Here is a 19,910-nt window from a genome sequence, read left to right on the forward strand (position 1 = left end):
AACGATTATTGTTCTTGGGGAATGGAAATCAACGATTCCTGGATCCACTCCACCAGGTCCTGATTCCAGAAGAAGACATCCATTTCTTTGCTGACTGTGGGAATGTAGTTTCGACCGTAGGTGATCAAGTCATCGCCCGGGTTGAAATACTGAAAGGTCGCCGGGTCCACCTCGCTGATCATGCACAAACCCGACTGGATTTGCGCGGGTGTGACGTCTGTCAGGACGACATTGGAGAAAGCGTCAATCACATCTGGTAAGTTGGCGTACACGGTTGGATCACTCAGACGCTCCAGAATGCCCTGTATGATGAGTGATTGGTAGTCGATCCTGATGTTATCGGAAGAATTCTTGCGGTTACGAGCCAGGATCAGAGCCTTCTCACCGGTAAGCCATTGAGTGCCGGCCGGGAAGGTGGCTGCAGGTTCCGCATCAACCGATTGAGGCAGGGTCACAGTGATCCCGCCGATGCTGTCAATAAAGTTCTGGAAGGCTGAGAAATTTATCACCAGGTAGTTGTCCACGCTGACACCGAAATTGGTTTGAAGGGCTTCTGCCAGGGCTCCAGCGCCGTAGCCGGTCCCTGAGAAATGGCCCATTCCCTGTGTACCGAAGAGGTAGGTCTGGTTGAGCAGCACCGGGGCGTCAACTTCAAGATTTGGACCTGGATCTTTAATCAGAATTGCGCGGGGCAGGGCGACAATATTCACCTGCGGAATGGTGAAATCAATATGCACGATCCGGATCACATCCGCCAGGCCATAGAGGTAATTGCTGCCGCGGAAGTCCGTCCCAACGACTAGAATCGTCATTTCGTCCACGTCACCGCAGACGGGTGGGGGACCTTCGTCAACAGGTTTCTCCGTGCTCTGGGGGGGATGATTATCTTGCGCTTCGGAGGTTTGGTCTGTTGGCAGATCAAGCGGATCGCCCAGCGGTTGATTCATTAGCGTGGAGAATAGGGAGGTGAGCAGAATGCCACCACCAATGAGCGCAACAGCAAGGAGGCCAATGGAAAGGCCTAATAAAACTGAGTTTGGTTTTTTGCCTTTTGATTGTTTTGATATATCTGGTTTATCTGAATTTCCTGAAGTCATAATGGTCCTTAGTTGATTTTCTTTGCCATTTATTATGTCATCTGAATGATTACGGACGGAAATTCCTTAGGGTTTGTTCCAGCCCCAAAGACCACTATACTCTAAAATTTAAAATATGGATATGACGGTGTGAATAATTATTTGATCTGATTTGTTGAAATCAGAGGCCTAAAGCAGCCATTCGGGATGGTCTTCCCGGGCCTGGGCAATTATGGCATAACCGGCAATTTTGAGCCAGGGGACCTTCTTGCCAAACAAACGGAAATATTCAAAGTAGTGATTAAAATGCTCCTGAATGTCCTTTTCCTGTGATTCTACGGATTGCATCAGCCAGGTATCCCCCCAACGCAAATTGTCATAGTCCATCTGGGAGAGCATTTTTGGAATGAATTCGTTCTTGAAGTAACGCGATAACAACGGCTCTTCAGATGTGGCTAGGGAAGCCCTGATCTTCCTTTGAAATTGAGAAACAAATTTGTTAAATGTGAGGTCATCCGGTAATAAAAGGGGATAGACCTGACGGCGCATCTCGTTGACGTCTCGAAAAGTCAGTATGGGCCCCTTACCACTGTTAGGTTTGACCTCAACCAAAGATGCAATGTACCCCTCGGTGTTTTCAAGGGTATCACCTAATTTCATTGTCATCAGGGCTTTTCTGGCGCTGCCCTCAAAAGCGTTTTCAGGACAATGCTGGGCAATCACGGAGGCCAGATTACTGAGAAATTCCGGATAGGAAAGGTCAGCTAAATGGTCCTGATTGACGGACCACTTTTTCCCGTGGATATCTTTAATCTCGATGAGTGGGTCTTTAACAGAGATGATTTCAGCGATTGGATGGTTGGAAAAAACCAGTTTGTGGCCGGCCCGAAAATGCCTCATTACCCGATCAACATCAATGGACATGACACCTCACATCTAATCTGGTCAAAAGCAAGCATCATTTTTATTAGAATCAGTTCTCCCGTCGTTATTTTGATTCTAATGTTATTATAATATATTGGTAATTATCTTAAGGATATGGGTTTCGACATCTAGTGTGCCACATTTCATTGCAGCGAAAATAAGCTGGATTTGATTGTAAACAACGCCTGATATGATGAACACATCAGGCGTTGTTTTTTAAAATTGCTTAGATTTTCCTATTCCACAGCCTTTGTTCCAAATAGTCGAATATGCCGGAGGACTTCCTCTTTGGCATATTTCGTCATATGAAGTGAAATTTCATGACTCATCCCCTTTGAAAGCTCACTCATCTCTGCGTCAATTTGTTCGGAGACTTTCAAGGTCAGGTTTGTAAATGCATTTATCTTGCTCATACCGTTTTGAATGGCTTGCTTGAAATTTTCCTCAGACAAACCAGAAGCGCCGTGCATGACCAAAGGCACTGAAACCTGAGATCTAATTTCTGAGAGTCGGTTGAAATCCATCTTTGGTGCAGATTTATATACTCCGTGAGCGGTACCAATGGCTACAGCTAAGGCATCCACACCGGTTTTCTCAACAAATTCAGAAGCCGCTTCCGGTTCGGTGTAGCGGCTATCATCTTTGGCTGATTCAATGGAACTATCGGAGGCACCAACATGGCCGATTTCTCCTTCAACGGTAACCCCGCAGGCATGGGCCATTTCTACGACGCGTCTTGTTTCAGCAATATTGGTTTCAAAAGGTAAATTTGATCCATCAATCATAACTGATGAGAAACCCGCCCGAATGGCCCTTGCACAGGCCTCATAACTTGCACCATGATCAAAATGCAGGCATACCGGTACAGTTGTGCGTGCTATTCGGTCCACCAGGTAGGGAAGGAAGTTTGAATAATCCGGTCCCGGGAAGTCACCGGCGGCAACAATGATAGGCGTTCGGCTTTCTTCTGCAGCTTGTAAAATACCTTCTGTAAAGGCATGATCCATGGTGTCAAATGCCCCAACGGCGAATTGTTGCTCTCTTGTATTGCGAAGTACTTCGCTAAGACTGACCATTGGCATAGTGTTGTCCTCTTTCTAAGCGTTTCGGTCCTATAAACGAATCAAAACGCGGTAAGTTTCAGGTTTGATGGCTTCCAAAAATGCATTCTCGGATTCTTCAATCGGATATATAGCTGTGATTAGATCTTGAATATCCACCAGACCTTTTGAAAGCACGTTCACAGCCTGGTCAAAAGAAACCACACTTGGGTTCACAGCCCCTGTCAAGAAAGCCTCGGAATTGTGCATCCAGTTAGGGCTAATGGTTATTGGGCGGTCAGGGTGCTGCGAACTATACGTCACGCAACATCCCAGGTTGCCGGTCATTTTGATGGCATCCTCCGCCACACTAGATATGGCAGTGGTGTTAAACACCGATTCAGCTCCGCGACCACTTGTCAGAGCTTTGACTCGTGCCACAGCATCTTCTTTGGATGGGTCAATAACAATATCACAGCCATGGGCAAGGGCAAATTCACGCCTGGCTGCAATTGGTTCGCTTAAAATTGTGCGCACGCCCATTTTCTGTAGACAAAGGACATGCAATTGACCCATCACACCACCGCCAATCACCACAGCATCGTCTCCCATCTTGGGAGCAGCTCGGTGAATACTATGCAATACGCAAGCTAAAGGTTCAGTTAATGCAATTTGATCGAGGGACATTTCAACATCAAAACACCAGACTGCGGAACGATCGAGACAAATATATTCTGCCAGCCCGCCCATACCATAGACATCCGGTCCATTCAGCCAAAATGTTTTCAATTCATCACATTGGGTTGGCTCACCACGCCGGCAATAATAGCAGCTGTTGCATGCCTTGATAACCCTTGCAGCAACGTGTGATCCGACAGGATATTTCTCTGGATCAACACCCTCCCCAATCGCGCTGATTTCTCCCGAAATTTCATGACCACCTACTAATGGCAGTGGTACTTGTTTTTCACCAGTAAACACTCGTTGTTCCCACGTACAGAGGGCGCAATTCCGAATCCGAATTTGGATCTGATTTTCTTTTGGCTCTGGACGTTCCATGCTGATAATGCTAATTTCTTGTTCACCAGTAACCGCCACAGCCTTCATCGATTCAACCATATTTACAATCTCCTTAACATTTCAACAACACAAATATAAGGAAAAATATCATCTATACGATCGATTGATATCCAACCGTATTAATTGTTTGTCTGAGGTTATTTTTCATTCTATAATTCATCTATATGATGCTGGGGTTAGCATCATATCAACCCCGGGGAGACGTCACAAAGTGGCGTCTCCCCAAGCCACGCTCCAATCCAATCCGATTTCTCTCTTAGGTTTTAGAAAATCCCAATAATCCCGCCAACGGCACCAAGGGCAACAACAATCAGTAGTACCCAATAAGTTGCCATGCCCTTCTTTTGCAGCTTGTAGCAACCAAGTGTCAGCAGCAATGGCAGCAATCCGGGCAGAATTGCGTCAAACAGGTTCTTTTGTAACGAGAATGCTTCTCCTGAAGCCTGTGGGATTTGGATGGCCAGGCTCAACGAGACATATTTGGAAACCAGGCCGCCAAGTACTGCACAGCCAAGAATGCCAGCAGCAAGGATGACTTTCTTCATCACGCCGCTTTCCATTAGTTCAAGAATGGCTTCACTGCCTTTGTTATAGCCAAGCGTGAGCAACCAATAACCGAATGCATAATACAGCACATAGAAGAGCCCTGAGTAGATGATGGGCGCAGCAACGTTTCCTTCTTTTGCTAAGCCAACAAACATGATTAACATCAAAGGAATGACAACAGCCTGCCAAAGGGTGTCACCGATACCAGCAATGGGGCCCATCAAACCGGTTTTGATCGAGGTAAAGGCCTCGTCATCCAGCTCAACACCTTGTTTTTTCTGTTCTTCCATAGCGACAACCAGGCCAAGGACTGCTGAACCGGTTGCATTTTCTGTGTTGTAGAATTGAATGTGACGTTGCATCGCCGCTTTTGTCTCCGCGGGATCATCCTTATAAAGTTTTTTGATCACATTGGCCATAGAGTGCAGGAAGCCAACGCCTTGCATACGTTCGTAGTTGTAGCAGGATTGGAAATAATACATCCAGTTCCACCACGATTTACGCAGGTCCTTTTTGGAAAGCAATTTTTCTGGTTTGTCTTCACTCACATCGGCAGATTTCTTACTCCCAAGCTGGAAGCCATCTTTACCGGCAACGTAAAGAATTGAAATGCAGAGGAAGATCAAAGCGAGCGGGAGCGTGTCCAGGCCAAGGAAGGCTGAAACCAGGAAGCCAAGGAAGAAAAATATACGTGCCGGTCCCTTGAAAATTGCCAGCAGCATCATGCCGATGCCGACGGCCGGGAGCATACCACCAATGACGCTCAGCACACCCAGGAATTTGCCGCTCAGGCTTGCGATTAAACCGCTGACATAATTCGCGCCATAGTAGGCGGCGAAGAAACAGGGGATAGCAGTAATTACAAAGAGTAATAATTGGGGTAATAAGATATTGGCAATCCAGACTTTTTCTGGTTTACCTTGGCTGACATATTTTTCCGCAACACGAACGAAAACGGAATCCAGGGTCAGGCGGCCAACCCAAACCAGGGAGCCCAACAGACCGAGAGGAACTGCAATAGCCAGCGCCGCATTGGCGTCAATGCCGCTGGTGATTGCTAATGCTGTGCCAAGGATGCCCGCTAAGGACATATCGGCTGGCATTGAACCGCCAGCGCTGATGAAACCAATGTACATCAGGTTAATCGTTGCGCCGATGATGGTGCCGGTCACAGGATCACCCAAAATTATGCCGACGACAAGACCGGAGACCATCGGGCGGTACAACGTCGCATAGTTACCCAGTCCTCCAGCCGGCCAAGGACTGTTGGCTAGGTAGTACAAGATCGCAATAAGTAATGCTTGAGATACAGTCATGACTAACTCTCCTTGAATAAATTTCTAATATTGATTGGAATTTCGCGTGGGACCAACTGATACTGCATGTCGATACCCCTATCGACAATCCGCTTCATGCAAGCCACTTCATCAGGGCTGGCGGAAACGTTCTTGTTAAAGCGATTGCGCCCGGGTTTCAGCCCCATACCCCCAAGCACAATCTTTTGAAAATGAACACCATCATTGGCCAATTTCTCCATGGCATCCGGTGTTTTGGTGAGAAGCATGATCCGTTCATTAGGTTCACCTTCTTCTTTTAGAAAATCCCCAGCTTCTTCAACAGAAAGGATGGTTACCGTGATATCCGGTGGGGCAGCCGCTTTAAGTAATCGCTGAGTAAAGCTGTCATTTACTAGTGCGTTATCTGCGATCAGAATTGTTGTGACACTGGTTGTTCGGCACCAGGCGGTAACGATCTGACCATGGATCAAACGATCATCAATCCGAGCTAATACAATATTTCTCATATAATTTCTCTTTTCTCAATCCTCAAGTAGTGCGTTTACATCTAAAATGGACTGGCCTGCAAGTTCAATCAATGTGTTTCCGGCTTCTTCTGCGCTCATGAAATCACGATCGATCAGGGCTTCAATCAGCATGCCCAGGTTAATGCCACTGATATGGCGAAATTTAAATCGTTGCATCAGTTTAGAAGTGGCATTAAAGGGTGTCCCTGAACGGATGTCACTCAACACCATCACATCTTCATTTTTCCAGGCTTCGAGAATCTCGTAGATTTTCTCCCCAAAGGCCTCCGGACTATCTTCAGCTTTCAAACCTAATGCCCTGATATCTGGTTGAGGCCCAACGATCATCTCTGCGCTTTCAAGCATTGCTTTCGCAAGATTGCCATGTGAAACCAATAAAAGTTGAAACATTATTTCTCCTCCAAGGCGTCTAATTGGTCCAAAATCTCCTGGGCAGTGTTCGTGTCCGTAACAAGTGTATTGAAATATTGGTTACGTGCAGCGGTTATGATCCCCTTAACCTTGGTTGTTCCTCCTGCAAGGCAAATCACCTTGTCAATCTTTTTTAGGTGATCCAGGTTTAGTGAGATTTGGAAATAATATTTTGAAGTGTCGAGCACATGGCCGTCCTTGTAAAAGAAACTGGCCAGAATATCACCGACCGTACCGCTTTCCTGTAGTAATTTGTGATATTCTTCAGAAGCTTCCGCCAGGAGGGGGGTACCGTTATTGGGGGATGGGCCCAAACCGATGATGGCTGTGTCTAAGCTTTCCCATTGCTGTTTTAGTCGTAAATAGCTCTTCTCTTCAATGAGAGCCAGTTTCTCGTTGTCACGGATCGCCGTCATGATGGTGTAATAACTTTTTGCGTCAAACTTCTCGGCAAAACGATTTGCGATGACATTGATTTGCAGGTAGGGGTTGTTTTCACCAAAGGAACCAACCAACGGGAAGAAATTCAGAGGTTGATTGGTCGTACAGTTATCAAGCAGAGCAGAGGTTTCGTAGATGGTGTACCCCCAACCGACTCCCACATTGGTCGAATTCCTTAATAAATCAGGCAGGCTGGCAGCAGCAACCGTGGCTATGCCCCGGGACAGATTGCGTTGTTGGGTGCTGGATTGTGAGGGGACGCAAGCCAGACGAACATCCATCAAGTTGAGCCGTTCACGCAAGGCCTCAGCTAATTTTTCTGTGTCATCCAGTTTGGGCATCTCGACCTGAAATTTCACCACACCGCTTGCCCGAGCTTTGGCAAGAATCCTCGATACATGCGGTCTGGAAATCGACTCGCATTTTGCGATCTGCTCCTGAGAAAGATTGTCAATATAGTAGCTTTTTGCAATGCGGTAGAGCATAGGGAAATCATCACGTTCTGCCATAACCATTCTCCAATACACAATTGTGCTGCACGAATGTACTGCTTATAGTATAAGCATAATCCAGGACATAGCAATTGATTCTGGGCGTACATATGTGCAAGTTTGTATGGGAAATCAAAAACTCCACTTTATGTCGTCTTCTAACAACATAAAGCGGAGTTCGCAGAGTCCTGGTGGGGAAGGAGGGGGTCGAACCCTCACGCATTGCTGCACGTGATCCTAAGTCACGCCTGTCTGCCAATTCCAGCACTTCCCCTGAAATTGCATTGCAATTATACGTGAGAGGGGTAGGAGCGTCAATGAATAGATTGGATTCTGTGATTTTGGGCGAGTATAATTACCCCCGAGCAATTAACATAGAAGATACCACAACAAGGAGCTCCATTGACCAGAATCATCAAGAACTCAACGCCCGGTAAGGAAAGAAATCACCTGAGCAAAGCCATTGTCGTGACCATCCGGGAATTTATGCGTCAGACCGAACCGGATAACAATACCAGGGACATGATCGCATTCATCATTTTGGCTTTGCGAGAGATCGGCGATGGTATCGATAAGTCCGTCATAGCCTGGGAGAAACGGGGTTATTGGGTCAAAGCGGATAAATACCGCATGGAGTGGGCCTGGGTCATGCCATTCGAGCAGGATTTAATAAGATACTTCAAATCCGATGACTGGGGGCAAATCGCCGGCAAATTAGTGGACCTTATGGGGCGTTTTAGCAGTATTAAGGTCTCGGATAAGCATCGGATGGGCAAACCCTGGGTGGGGGCTTATAAAGAATATCTATCTGTCAAATAATTTTTAAGTTAACCAATTAATCAAAAATCGAGTTTATTATGAAACTGTTGAATAAAAAGCCGGTTAGAATATTTGCTATTGTCATAATTGTTATTATTTTGGTCAGCTCCATATACTTTTTAACGATGAATCCGCGGCGGGGAACCGTACGTGAATTTTATTCTTCTATGCCATTGGATGCTGTCCTGACCAAGAAGGAAGCTGAGCAGGACCTCACATATTTCTATAGCCACCTCAGATCTCGCCATCCAGGCTGGCTGGACGGCTCTCAGGCTCTGATACAGGCTGTCGAAGATCAATACAACAATGAGCTTGTAAATCTCAAGGACTCTGTGACGGTTCTTGAGCTATGGCAATCCGCTGGAAGGATCGCAGCCCAACTTAACGATGGCCACACATGGGTGAAATGGAAGAATCCCAATACATCGCTTTACATTGACAATTTTATGCAGCTCAGCGATTATGGCAGCCCTCTGGACATCAATGGTGTGCCAATCGGCGAAATATTGGATCATTATCTTTCGATGACCTCTTTTGAATTGCAGTTCTATGCTGAGGCAGTTTTTTATAAGACTGTCATTGTTGCTGAGCCATTATTGGTTTTTTGTGGCGTAGATACATCAGATGGTGTCGAAATGACTTTTGAGACCGAAGATGGCGAGCAGACCTTTCATTACGAGTTTGTACCGCTGGAGCGGGTTGTTCGATATGCAGGCGACGTGAATGATGAAAACTGGGTAGAGTATATCATTGACCTGGAAAATGATTTAGGGATCTTCACTCTGAGAAGCTGTGTTGATAATGAAGAATACCGGTCTGTGTTGGATTCTTTCTTCTCAGAAGTATTTGAGAATGATCTGGATAACGTGGTTGTAGATCTGCGAGGCAATGGGGGAGGGAACTCCAGAGTAGCAAATAAATTCTTGCAGTATTTAGATGTAGAGACTTATCGCTCCTGGGATAGTGCAATTCGTTATGGTTGGCTCCTTAAACAAAACAAAGATGTTGTCGTTAACAACCATAAACAGCCTGTGACCTTCAGCGGAGACATCTACGTTCTTACTGACACTTTCACATACAGCGCTGCAATGGATTTTGCTATGCTAATTAGTGATAACGATCTGGGTGTATTAGTTGGAATGCCGTCAGGTAACCTTCCCGACAGTTATGGGGATTGTCTTTTCTTCCAAATGCCTAACTCTGGCCTAATGATCAGTATTTCGTATAAAAGTTGGCATCGGATTGATAGCTCACATGCTGGGGAGCCAGTCATGCCGGATTATGTGGTGCCATCAGCAGAGGCATTTGATAAAGCGCTAGAGTTGATCCAACACTGACAATTTTGGGGCAGGGGGTGGGAGGTGTCAGGATAGGATGCCAGTAACTCCATTTGATTTTCGATTTGTTGCGATTTTGCACGCTATGCTGATCAAGCAATATTCTTAATGTACATATTCTTGACAGCAAGTAGGGGAGCCTATATAATAATATTTAGCGTTACGGTTATGATAAGTATCATTATCAAAACCGATAGTAGACTGAATGAGACAGCCCCTTTACAAGAATATAGTCCATACCCAAGGTCGAAAGCATAGCAAATTTCGCTTAGAAAGGCTCCTGTAGCATTACCATCCTCTACTTTATCCTAATCTGGATGAAATAATCCACTGGAAGCTATTCAGTCAAACCATAGAAGGCCACAATACAAGACCAAGTGTAATTAGCAATCTGAGGTCAACAAAATTCTACTGGATCGCATCTAAGATGAACCTCGACCTTTTATTTTAACAAACACATCAACCTATTACCTACCAGAGATCCATGAGTGATTGATACAATTGGTTGAAGCATCGAACCCTTGGCCTAGCACTGTGTATTGAAACATCTATTTTATGACACGTAATATATTTATTGTATATAAAAATCTTTCAAAACAAAATATATGTATTCGTTCAGAAAATAACGGATAAGCGTAATACTACACGAAAGTAGCGATAATTATGGCGAATTTAACCACTAAGGCCACCATTTCACGTGTCATCTCCATGTATTTGGATACCGTTTACCTGGCTCGGAGTGAGGCTACCTACCGAACCTATAAGAACGCGATGAAGAAATTCGGTGAGGTCCTAACGGTAAGCAAACTAAACCCCGATGAAACGGATATCTCTGAGTTAACCGAAGATGCTATAGCCTGGTTAGCCTCTGAATTGAAATCCTACTCCCCTGCTACTGAACAATGCTATCTCACAGCAGCAACTGGATTATATGAATATATCGCCGGCGAAGAGATCAAAGACATCAATCTGCCCAGAGTGCGGCTGCTGATCAAACAGCGTGCCCGCCGCCCAGGCATCCGCCTGCCCCAGTTTCCCCGCCATCAGATCGAAGATATGATTGATTTTGCCCTGGCGCTCAACCAGCAACCCGTGGAAGATGAACGACAGCGGTTGATCAATTATCGTGACCGGGCTTTTTTGATCACCCTGGCGGATACCGGTTTACGGGTCCATGAAGCCTGCGGACTCCGCCGTGGTGATATTGACTGGAATGAAAGTCGGGCAATTGTAATCGGTAAAGGCAACAAAGAAGCTGTAGTGCGCTTCTCAAAACGCTCCCTACAGGCGCTCAAGGATTATCTTGGGCTGCGAGCAAAACTGGATGGCGCCTCAGGAAGATCGTTGGGATCGATGGCGATCTTCGCCAGGCATGATAAGGCCGTTGGCGATGCAATAAAGGCCATTTCCACCACTACCGGCCGTAAGATCGTCGCTGAGCGAGTTGCCCAAGCACTTGGTGAAGAAGCTGTGGGTACGATCACACCCCACTCCTTTCGCCACTACTTCGTCACAACCGTCTTGCAGGCTTCCGGTAATCTCAAATTAGCCCAGGAACTGGCCCGGCATAAGAACATTGCTGTGACCCAGCGCTATTCACACCTGAGCGATGATGAGCTGGATAAGGAATATCTGGATATCTTCGGTTGATGTCTGGAACGCCAAAAAAAGGGCAATTGAGGGGCTGTTTTAGTGGTACTATTGGGTGGGACAACTCACCAAAAGTCATGTCCTAAAACATAAAAATCCACAGTGTTGGCAGATTTCGGAAAGCCTGACTCACCAAACTCAGCAAAGGAAATTTTCGCTCTTATGCCACTCAATCGTATTGATTCTCATCCGATCTTACCAATTCCAGAGAAAGAAACCATCGAATTTACCTGGCAAGGCCAGAAACTGACCGCAAAACAAGATGAAACGATCGCTTCAGCATTGATTGCCAATGGCATTGATGTATTCGGTCACCACCCCAAAGACGGCTCTCCTTTGGGGCTTTTTTGCGCCAACGGACAGTGTTCCCAATGCTTGGTGCTCCTTGAGGGACGCCCTGTAAAAGCCTGTATGACCAAGGTCAGTGCTGGTGCATCAATCCGACCAGCCGATGGCTTACCGGATATCAGCGCCCTTTCAGACACACCTCTTTCAGCCCCGCTTGATCCACCACAGAAAATCATTGATATCCCCGTTCTGATCATCGGCGGCGGCCCGGCTGGGCTTTCAGCAGCTTTGGAACTGGGACAGTTGGGTGTCAAAACAATCCTGGTGGATGATAAATCCAGCCTGGGCGGTAAATTAGTGCTGCAGACACACCGTTTCTTTGGTTCCACAACCGCTGTCCATGCCGGCACCCGCGGCATTGATATCGCCAGGAAATTGGCTGGTGAGCTCGAAGAGCAGCCCTCCGTTCAGGTTTGGCTGGATACAACAGCCATCGCTATTTATGAAGATCAGGTCGTTGGTCTGTGGAACACGCAGGAAAATCGCTATCTGACTGTGAAACCTCAGGTTTTATTGGTCGCCACGGGTGCCCGTGAACGGAGTTTACCTTTCAAAGGCAATACACTGCCCGGTATATATGGCGCTGGGGCCTTCCAGACACTCGTCAATCGAGATCTGGTCCGCCCTGCTCAGAATCTTTTCGTCGTCGGTGGTGGAAATGTGGGCCTGATCGCCGGTTACCATGCTTTGCAGGCTGGAATTAACGTTGTTGGCCTGGTGGAAGCCATGCCGAAATGCGGCGGTTATAAGGTCCATGAGGATAAATTGGCCCGTTTTGGGGTTCCCATTATGACCTCCCACACGATTTTGGAAGCAAAAGGCAAAGAACACGTTGAAAGTGTGATCATTGCTGAGGTGGATGAATATTTCAAACCGATAGAAGGCAGCGAGCAGGAAATGGTCTGTGACTGTGTTTTGATTGCCGTGGGCCTGAATCCTGTTGATGAATTTCTTTTCAAGGCTCAAGAGGTCGGCCTGCCGGTTTTCGCTGCAGGTGACGCTGCTGAAATTGCTGAGGCTTCAGCCGCCATCTTCTCCGGCAAGATCAAAGGACGTGAAATTGCCCACTATCTGGGCCTGGAAGTCCCCGGTGTTCCGCAGGACTGGTTGGCGTTCGAAGAGGTTCTTAAATCTAAACCGGGTGACGTGCTTGACTTGCATGAAGAAATTCGTGACGGCAAGGCCTTCCCCATCATGCACTGCCGGCAAGAAATCCCCTGTGATCCGTGTTCATCGGTCTGTCCCAAAGGCCTGATCAAGATTGATCCCATGGATATCCGCCATTTACCGGAATTTTGCGAATTGGATGATAAAAACTGTATTGCCTGTGAGCGCTGTGTTGCGGTTTGTCCCGGCCTGGCAATCACCCTGGTGGATTTCCGACGTGATCAGGAAAGTCCCTTTGTCTCAATTCCATTGGAATTCTCATCGGATCTCATCCAAGTTGGCGATGTCGTCCCTGTGACGGATGTGGATGGACAACTCCTGGGCGAATTCCCGGTGGATCGTGTCAGAACTTTATGGGAATTCTCCAGCACACTGATCGTGCGGGTAAAGGTGCCGGCTGAAATCGCTACCCACGCCGCCGGCATTCAAATCACTGCCGGTTGGAATACCTCGGAACGGGGCACAGACCATTATATTGAAGAAACCCCGCAGGAAAACATCGTTTGTCGCTGCGAGCATGTGACCGCCGATGAAATTCGGGCACTGATCCGCTCCGGTGTCCGAGACATTAATCAAATCAAAGCTGAAACAAAAGCCACCATGGGCTCTTGTGGTGGAAAGACCTGTCTATCTCTGATTAAGAAGATATTTCGAGAGGAAGGTGTTCCCCTGGGGGATGTGACCGATCCACCGGTCCGTCCCGTTTTCGTTGAAACGCCCCTTGCTACGCTTGCCAGTGAAAACCAGGCGGGGAACTAAGCCATGACCCAGAACAACACTTTTGATGTCATTATCATTGGCGCTGGCTCTGTTGGCGTGCCCACAGCATATTTTCTGGCGGAGGCCGGGCTGAGCGTTTTAGTACTTGAGCAGCTGGCAAGTGTCGGCCAGGCTTCTAACAAACACGCCATTGGTGGAATCCGCGCCACCCATTCGGACCCCGCCAAGATCACCCTCGGCAACCGCAGCCTGGATGTATTCAAATCCTGGCAGGAACAGCAAGGGGATGATATTGAATGGCGTCAGGGCGGCTATTCTTTCGTCGCTTATACCGAAGAGCACGTAAAATCCTTGCAAGACCTCTGCGGTTGGCAGATTCAGAATGGTTTGAATATCTCCTGGCTTGGGAAGGACGATCTGTTATCAGTCATCCCCCACCTGAACGCGGAAGGTCTGCTGGGCGGTACATATTCACCTGAGGATGGCAGTGCTTCTCCCTTGAAATCAGCTTTTGCTTTTCATAAACGAGCTGTAGAGAAAGGCGCAGATTTTCATTTCAATGAACAGGTTATAGGCTTCATCCACGAAGGTAATCGCGTCAATGGCGTGAAAACTGATCGAGGGTCATATTACGGAAAATGGATTATCAATGCCGCTGGTGGATGGGCCAAAGTCATATCACAGATGGCTGGCGTGGATATCCCGATTGAGCCTGATTCCCATGAAGCAGCGATCACAGAGCCTATCCAGCGCCTTTTCTATCCCATGATCGTGGATATGCGCGCCCGTCCGGGATCAGCTAATTTCTACTTCTATCAGCATCCGACCGGAAAGATCATCTTCTGCATGACACCTGAGCCGGCTATCTTAGGATCCCATACCCTGGCTTCAAGTGGCTTTCTGCCACGCGCAACCCGTCGCCTTTTGGAATTGATGCCGGTATTGCAGCATATCCGTGTCAGGCGTGTCTGGCGCGGCACCTATCCCAATACCCCTGATGGGTCCCCCATTCTTGGTGAGGTGCCTGGCCTGGATGGCTATCTATTGGCAACCGGTATGTGTGGTCAGGGTTTCATGCTTGGGCCCGGGGTCGGACTATTGATGCGAGACCTGATATTGAATCATCTAGACAATCAGGATAAAATCATTTTGGAAAGTTTGTCCTATTCGAGGTCGTTTGATTCTGTAGAGGTCCTGAAGTAATGATCAAGGCAGTGGTTCTGGATATCGGCGGCGTCCTGATGCGAACTGAAGATCCTACCGGACGCCGTTTGCTTGAAAAACGTTATAACCTACCCGAAAAATCGGTGGATTGGCTGGTCTTTGATTCCGAAGAGGCAGCTGCTTCCACCGTAGGAAAGGTTACGGCAAAAGTAGCCTGGCAGTCTGTTCAAGAGAAACTGGATTTATCCGATGTGCAGATGGCAGAATTCATTGAGTTCTTTTGGGACGGTGATGTCTTTGACCAGGCCGCTTTTGATTACCTCAGCTCACTAAGCCCTGAATATATCACTGGAATCCTCTCAAATGCCTGGGAAGGCGCCCGAGAGGGCTTCGTCCAGCGATATGGCATGGTCGAAGGACAGACGGTGGATCACATCATGATCTCCTGTGAGGAAGGCGTTCGAAAACCTGACCCGGAAATCTATCGACGCTTGAAGAAGACACTCGGTGTTGAGTATGATGAGATCCTCTTTATTGATGATTTTATTCAGAACGTTGAGAGCGCTCAGGCAATGGGTATTCAAGCGATTCATTATCGACCTGGAATGGACTTGATTAATCAGATAAAATCTAGATTGGTAAGCTGAATCAAAATACGCGATGAAAGAAGAAACGCGATGCAGTTGGAACAACTTTTAACAAAACTTCCTAAAAATTACTCCGCAATTGATATTGAACACATCGAAAAAGCCTATCACTTTGCAGAAAAAGCTCACAAGGGGCAGACCTTAGCCTCAGGGCTGCCCTATATCACCCATTGTGCCTCCGTGGCAGCCATTTTAGCCGAACTAACCGTCCCGCCTGAATTGGTGGTGGCTGGTTTACTTCATGATGTCATTGAAGACACCCCCGTTACTTTAGATGATGTCCGCAAAGAATTCAACCCTGAAATCGCCAACCTTGTGGATGGTGCAACAAAACTGACCAAGCTGCCCAATCTGCTGCGAGGAGATCATCACTCGGAAGCGGAAGCCCTCTTACCCGAAGCTTCCCCGCACAAGAAAAACCGCGATGATGATTTGGCTGAAGTTCTGCGCAAGACCTTCCTGGCGATGAGTGATGACATTCGTGTCGTATTGATCAAATTGGCTGACAGGCTTCACAATATGCGGACCCTGTCCTATTCCAGCGAAGAAAGCCAAAAGCGCATCGCTCAGGAAACCCTCGATGTCTTTGCGCCGCTGGCCAATCGCCTCGGTATCTGGCAGGTTAAATGGGAGTTGGAAGATTTGGCCTTTCGCTACGTTGCCCCCAAGGAATATAAGGAAATCGCGGAAAAGTTGGCAAACCGGCGGGCAGATCGAGAAAGCCAGATCCAGGGTATTGTCAAACGCCTGCGGGAAGAACTTGAAGCTGAAGGAATTACTGCCAGGATTTCAGGCCGGCCCAAACACATCTATTCCATCTACAACAAAATGATGCGCAAGGAAAAACCCTTCGAGATGCTGATGGACCTGCGTGGGGTCCGGTTGATCGTCACGGATATTGCCACCTGTTACCGGGCTTTGGGTGTAGTCCATATGAAATGGCGGCCAATACCCGGTGAATTTGACGACTATATCGCAGCCCGTAAAGATAATAACTATCAGTCCCTGCATACCGCAGTGATCTTTGATGATTTCAAGCCGCTGGAAGTTCAAATCCGAACGGAAGATATGCATGACCGGGCAGAATACGGTATTGCGGCTCACTGGCGCTATAAGGAAGACCAGGCTCATATCAACCAATCTTACGAACAGAAGATCAGTTGGTTGCGCAGTTTGCTAAATTTGCAGCAGGAAGGCGAAGACGCTGACGATCTGGTTGAGAGCTGGAAATCCGATGTTTTTAAAGATCGCGTCTATGTCCTCACCCCGCAGGGCGATATCATTGACCTCCCTGCCGGCTCCACTCCCATTGACTTTGCCTACCATGTCCACACAGAAATTGGCAACCGCTGCCGCGGCGCCAAGATCAATGGCAAGCTGGTCTCATTGGATTACATGCTTGAAACCGGCAACCAGGTAGAAGTGCTGACAGCCAAGCGCGGCGGCCCCTCACGGGACTGGCTCAACCCCAACCTCGGCTTGGTGCGCACCAGCAGGGCTCGTGCCAAGATCAAGCAATGGTTCAAGCGTCAGGACCGGGAATCCAATCTGGCCCAGGGTCGGGCTGTCCTTGAAAAAGAATTCAAGCGTCTGGGACTGAAGAATATCGAATTGGCGAATTACCTGGAGGACTTAAACGTTAAGTCCATAGAAGACCTCTATGTCGCCATTGGCTGCGGCGATATCGGAGTTGGCCGAGTGGTCAACAAGATCGCCGAGGTGGAAGAAGGAGAGCTTGACGAAGAATTTGAACTTGCGCTTATGGAAGCGCCGGAACAGGTTGTGCCTTCCGACACTGTTGTTGTCATGGGCCTTAAGGGGATCGCAACCCAAATGGCAAAATGCTGTAACCCTATGCCTGGCGATGAGATCATTGGCTACATCACCCGCGGTCGCGGTGCGACCATTCACCGCCAAGACTGCCCGAATATCCTGCGAGTGATCGAAAAGGAACGTTTGGTCAAGGTCACCTGGGGACAGCTCGGTAAAACCTTCACGGTGCCGGTTCAGCTCAAAGCCTATGACCGCCAAGGCTTGATGTCTGATATCTCCAACGTGCTCACAGATGAGAATGTCAATGTTATTGACATGTCCATGAAGATGAACCAGCATCTGGCTGTGATCAAGCTGGTGCTGGGTGTGAAAGGCATTCCCCAGCTTAGCCGCATTCTCACACGGTTGGAAAGTCTGCCCAATATCTTCGAGGCCAAACGTCAGCGACCAGGGTAATCCATTTTCTGTTATAATCTGGCTGCAATTCGTACCCATTAAGTCTTTACGAAATAAAATACATAGTGTAAAATCGCACCGAAGAACTCGCCGATTCTGTTTCTAGGAGGAGAGAATGCCTCGAATTCATTGCCATTATTTAGATTGTCTGTTCCTCGATGGAAAGTATTGCAGCGCTGCCGCAATTGAAATCGATCCGGATACCGGCTGCAAGACCTATAAGCCCAACGATGATGTCAACCTGGAAGATTGGGACGACCAGGACGAAATGGACGAATGGGATGAAATGGAAGGGGAAGAAGACGAAGAACTCTGGGTTGATGATGAGGATGATGATCTTCTCGGCCTGGAGCTGGAAGAAGACGAAGACGACTTCTAGCTGAGGTTTATTTCTGGCAGGAGGAATTTCTGCCGGCATTTAATACTCTGAGCAAGAAATTAAATCAGTTAATGTATTTTTGATAGAGGCTGACCCAAAGCCTCTATTCTTTTTTCCCCGCCTATCCGGGGATTGAGTATAATCAATTAATAAATGAAATTTGAAAGAATGAAACAATACACCATTGGAGGTTACTAATGTCCGAAATTGAGACTATTCCATTCAAAGCGATTAATGTATATATCAACGAGGATTATCTCGAAACGGTCCTGAAATCCGTATTGACAGGTTACAAAAAGCTACCTAAACAAGCACAGATCGAATTTGTGGCCTTTCTGAGGAAATACGCCACTGTGCTTGGTTTCCGTGATCCTTCCCGCGCCCCCCTCACTTTGCAGGTTAATGCTCTGGCGAAGGCCTTTGAGAATAAGGATGAGGTTGTTCCTTATGTTCTCAGCCTTTGGGCAAAGGTCAACAAGAAACTCGCCGGCGAGGTAAAAGCCTGGTTGACCGAACAGAAATTCAAAGATCTGGAAACAGAGCGAGAATATGCTGAAGATAGCGGCTTTACTAAGGACTTCCCCAAAAAGTGGACCTTCGACAAGGTCGAGAAGGATTTCGCCAAGGCCAATCCAGATTCAACATTTGAGCGCGACGACCTTATCCTGATGGTGTTGTGGATATCAGGTCAGTTACCTAAAGATTAAACTGTAATATAATTGAGCAGTCAAATTCAAAAGATGCAATTTGCCCGGAGAATGTAATTATGGAACCTCTAGCGATGGAAAAAGAAGTCGGCAAGACCACTGTATCGCCTGAAGTATTGCATAAGATAGCACGCCTCACGACTCTCAGCGTGCAGGGCGTCAGTCGCATGGCTTGTTTTCGCGGCAGTCTGGAGCAGCGTCTTGGAAAAGATGAATTAAAAGGCGTAAAAGTTCAGATCAAAGATGATAAAGTTCATCTGGATATCTTTGTTGTCCTTATGAGTCATTTCAATGTCCGGGATGTGAGCCGTGAAATCCAATCTAGGGTTTCACGGGCCATCACCGAGATGGTTGGTATGGAAGTTGGCGGTGTCACCGTCCATATCATGGATATTGATTTTAATGCATAGCCCACTTACCTTATAGAAAAACTTTAACAATGAAATCTCGCACTAAAGCCCGCAGCATAGCCTTACAGGTACTTTATGAAGTCGATCTTTGCGGGCACCAACCTGGCTTGGTACTTGCTGAGCACTTTGAAAACCTGAAAATGGATGATGCTTTGACCAACTTCATCAGCCAGATTGTTTCAGGTGTTGTCGAGTACCAGCAGACACTGGATGAATTCATTGGCGATTTTGCTCCTGAATGGCCCTTGGATCAGGTCGCAGTCATTGACCGCAACCTTCTGCGGATCGCTTTGTGGGAAATCGCGGTGTATGGCAAGACTCCGGTCAAAGTTGCCATCAACGAAGCGGTGGAATTAGCCAAGATTTACGGTTCCGATGGCACAGCTCGTTTCATTAATGGCGTTTTGGGTGGATTTATTGATAACCTGGATGAAATAAAAATCAGCCTGGATATTCTTCGTGATCAGGAAGAAGAGTAACACTTCGCAACCCACAAAAC

Annotated in this window: 19 protein-coding genes, 1 tRNA gene and 1 pseudogene; 11 read left to right on the forward strand and 10 right to left on the reverse strand. The window is 47.3% G+C overall.

Annotated features, from left to right (window positions below):
* Positions 1-5: 5 nt before the first annotated feature.
* The 10 genes and pseudogenes from JR338_03405 to JR338_03450 all read right to left on the reverse strand — a co-directional run bounded on the left by JR338_03405 (position 6) and on the right by JR338_03450 (position 8,108).
* On the reverse strand, positions 6-947 hold the full coding sequence (locus JR338_03405; protein ID QRN83815.1) for an LCP family protein: 942 nt from the start codon (positions 945-947) through the stop codon (positions 6-8).
* 318 nt (positions 948-1,265) lie between these two features.
* The gene (locus JR338_03410) at positions 1,266-2,000 is read right to left on the reverse strand and encodes a hypothetical protein (protein ID QRN83816.1); all 735 of its coding nucleotides are present in this window, start codon (positions 1,998-2,000) and stop codon (positions 1,266-1,268) included.
* Between the two features lie 236 nt (positions 2,001-2,236).
* A complete protein-coding gene (locus JR338_03415; GenBank protein QRN83817.1) occupies positions 2,237-3,082 on the reverse strand; it encodes a class II fructose-bisphosphate aldolase in 846 nt (281 codons plus the stop codon).
* 30 nt (positions 3,083-3,112) lie between these two features.
* A complete protein-coding gene (locus JR338_03420; GenBank protein ID QRN83818.1) occupies positions 3,113-4,159 on the reverse strand; it encodes an alcohol dehydrogenase catalytic domain-containing protein in 1,047 nt (348 codons plus the stop codon).
* Positions 4,160-4,383: 224 nt separating this feature from the next.
* Positions 4,384-5,148: a PTS system mannose/fructose/sorbose family transporter subunit IID gene (locus JR338_03425; protein ID QRN84343.1), complete on the reverse strand. Its 765-nt coding sequence runs from the start codon at positions 5,146-5,148 to the stop codon at positions 4,384-4,386.
* A gap of 99 nt (positions 5,149-5,247) precedes the next feature.
* Positions 5,248-5,982 (reverse strand): annotated as a pseudogene (locus tag JR338_03430) (PTS sugar transporter subunit IIC).
* A 2-nt stretch (positions 5,983-5,984) separates the two neighbouring features.
* A complete protein-coding gene (locus JR338_03435) occupies positions 5,985-6,470 on the reverse strand; it encodes a PTS sugar transporter subunit IIB (protein QRN83819.1) in 486 nt (161 codons plus the stop codon).
* 15 nt (positions 6,471-6,485) lie between these two features.
* Positions 6,486-6,881, reverse strand: coding sequence for a PTS sugar transporter subunit IIA (locus tag JR338_03440; protein ID QRN83820.1), 396 nt, complete (start codon positions 6,879-6,881; stop codon positions 6,486-6,488).
* Entirely contained in the window at positions 6,881-7,852 is a 972-nt protein-coding gene (locus tag JR338_03445) for a DNA-binding transcriptional regulator (protein ID QRN83821.1), read from the reverse strand. Before JR338_03445 ends, JR338_03440 begins: the two co-directional genes overlap by 1 nt.
* Positions 7,853-8,023: 171 nt before the next feature.
* Positions 8,024-8,108: transfer RNA gene (locus tag JR338_03450), tRNA-Leu, on the reverse strand.
* A gap of 128 nt (positions 8,109-8,236) precedes the next feature.
* Between JR338_03450 and JR338_03455 the strand changes: the two genes are divergently transcribed.
* From JR338_03455 to nusB, 11 genes are all read left to right on the forward strand, one after another.
* Positions 8,237-8,653 carry a hypothetical protein gene (locus JR338_03455; protein ID QRN83822.1) on the forward strand — a complete coding sequence of 139 codons (417 nt, stop codon included), beginning with the start codon at positions 8,237-8,239 and terminating at the stop codon, positions 8,651-8,653.
* A gap of 38 nt (positions 8,654-8,691) precedes the next feature.
* Positions 8,692-9,990 (forward strand): hypothetical protein, encoded by a 1,299-nt coding sequence (locus tag JR338_03460; GenBank protein ID QRN83823.1) that lies wholly within the window; start codon positions 8,692-8,694, stop codon positions 9,988-9,990.
* Between the two features lie 663 nt (positions 9,991-10,653).
* On the forward strand, positions 10,654-11,640 hold the full coding sequence (locus JR338_03465; GenBank protein QRN83824.1) for a tyrosine-type recombinase/integrase: 987 nt from the start codon (positions 10,654-10,656) through the stop codon (positions 11,638-11,640).
* A gap of 162 nt (positions 11,641-11,802) precedes the next feature.
* The gene (locus JR338_03470; GenBank protein ID QRN83825.1) at positions 11,803-13,914 is read left to right on the forward strand and encodes an FAD-dependent oxidoreductase; all 2,112 of its coding nucleotides are present in this window, start codon (positions 11,803-11,805) and stop codon (positions 13,912-13,914) included.
* 3 nt (positions 13,915-13,917) lie between these two features.
* Positions 13,918-15,078 (forward strand): FAD-binding oxidoreductase, encoded by a 1,161-nt coding sequence (locus JR338_03475; protein ID QRN83826.1) that lies wholly within the window; start codon positions 13,918-13,920, stop codon positions 15,076-15,078.
* Positions 15,078-15,686, forward strand: a complete 609-nt coding sequence (locus JR338_03480) for an HAD family phosphatase (GenBank protein ID QRN83827.1) — start codon at positions 15,078-15,080, stop codon at positions 15,684-15,686. The genes JR338_03475 and JR338_03480 overlap by 1 nt, the downstream gene beginning before the upstream one ends.
* Positions 15,687-15,716: 30 nt before the next feature.
* A complete protein-coding gene (locus tag JR338_03485; protein ID QRN83828.1) occupies positions 15,717-17,915 on the forward strand; it encodes a bifunctional (p)ppGpp synthetase/guanosine-3',5'-bis(diphosphate) 3'-pyrophosphohydrolase in 2,199 nt (732 codons plus the stop codon).
* 115 nt (positions 17,916-18,030) lie between these two features.
* Positions 18,031-18,294, forward strand: a complete 264-nt coding sequence (locus JR338_03490) for a hypothetical protein (GenBank protein ID QRN83829.1) — start codon at positions 18,031-18,033, stop codon at positions 18,292-18,294.
* 197 nt (positions 18,295-18,491) lie between these two features.
* Complete coding sequence (locus JR338_03495) at positions 18,492-19,001, forward strand: hypothetical protein (GenBank protein QRN83830.1); 510 nt, start codon at positions 18,492-18,494, stop codon at positions 18,999-19,001.
* A 74-nt stretch (positions 19,002-19,075) separates the two neighbouring features.
* Positions 19,076-19,411 carry an Asp23/Gls24 family envelope stress response protein gene (locus tag JR338_03500; GenBank protein QRN83831.1) on the forward strand — a complete coding sequence of 112 codons (336 nt, stop codon included), beginning with the start codon at positions 19,076-19,078 and terminating at the stop codon, positions 19,409-19,411.
* A gap of 29 nt (positions 19,412-19,440) precedes the next feature.
* A complete protein-coding gene (gene nusB, locus JR338_03505) occupies positions 19,441-19,890 on the forward strand; it encodes a transcription antitermination factor NusB (GenBank protein QRN83832.1) in 450 nt (149 codons plus the stop codon).
* Positions 19,891-19,910: the final 20 nt, after the last annotated feature.

Source organism: Chloroflexota bacterium, from assembly GCA_016887485.1.
GTDB lineage: Bacteria > Chloroflexota > Anaerolineae > Anaerolineales > Anaerolineaceae > Brevifilum.

Bases quoted from the DNA above. Each gene is read 5' to 3' on its own strand.
- JR338_03405 (QRN83815.1), bottom strand. From the start codon at position 947: ATGAATCAACCGCTGGGCGATCCGCTTGATCTGCCAACAGACCAAACC.
- JR338_03410 (QRN83816.1), bottom strand. From the start codon at position 2,000: ATGTCCATTGATGTTGATCGGGTAATGAGGCATTTTCGGGCCGGCCAC.
- JR338_03415 (QRN83817.1), bottom strand. From the start codon at position 3,082: ATGCCAATGGTCAGTCTTAGCGAAGTACTTCGCAATACAAGAGAGCAA.
- JR338_03420 (QRN83818.1), bottom strand. From the start codon at position 4,159: ATGGTTGAATCGATGAAGGCTGTGGCGGTTACTGGTGAACAAGAAATT.
- JR338_03425 (QRN84343.1), bottom strand. From the start codon at position 5,148: ATGTATTATTTCCAATCCTGCTACAACTACGAACGTATGCAAGGCGTT.
- JR338_03435 (QRN83819.1), bottom strand. From the start codon at position 6,470: ATGAGAAATATTGTATTAGCTCGGATTGATGATCGTTTGATCCATGGT.
- JR338_03440 (QRN83820.1), bottom strand. From the start codon at position 6,881: ATGTTTCAACTTTTATTGGTTTCACATGGCAATCTTGCGAAAGCAATG.
- JR338_03445 (QRN83821.1), bottom strand. From the start codon at position 7,852: ATGGCAGAACGTGATGATTTCCCTATGCTCTACCGCATTGCAAAAAGC.
- JR338_03460 (QRN83823.1), top strand. From the start codon at position 8,692: ATGAAACTGTTGAATAAAAAGCCGGTTAGAATATTTGCTATTGTCATA.
- JR338_03465 (QRN83824.1), top strand. From the start codon at position 10,654: ATGGCGAATTTAACCACTAAGGCCACCATTTCACGTGTCATCTCCATG.
- JR338_03470 (QRN83825.1), top strand. From the start codon at position 11,803: ATGCCACTCAATCGTATTGATTCTCATCCGATCTTACCAATTCCAGAG.
- JR338_03475 (QRN83826.1), top strand. From the start codon at position 13,918: ATGACCCAGAACAACACTTTTGATGTCATTATCATTGGCGCTGGCTCT.
- JR338_03480 (QRN83827.1), top strand. From the start codon at position 15,078: ATGATCAAGGCAGTGGTTCTGGATATCGGCGGCGTCCTGATGCGAACT.
- JR338_03485 (QRN83828.1), top strand. From the start codon at position 15,717: ATGCAGTTGGAACAACTTTTAACAAAACTTCCTAAAAATTACTCCGCA.
- JR338_03490 (QRN83829.1), top strand. From the start codon at position 18,031: ATGCCTCGAATTCATTGCCATTATTTAGATTGTCTGTTCCTCGATGGA.
- JR338_03495 (QRN83830.1), top strand. From the start codon at position 18,492: ATGTCCGAAATTGAGACTATTCCATTCAAAGCGATTAATGTATATATC.
- JR338_03500 (QRN83831.1), top strand. From the start codon at position 19,076: ATGGAAAAAGAAGTCGGCAAGACCACTGTATCGCCTGAAGTATTGCAT.
- nusB (QRN83832.1), top strand. From the start codon at position 19,441: ATGAAATCTCGCACTAAAGCCCGCAGCATAGCCTTACAGGTACTTTAT.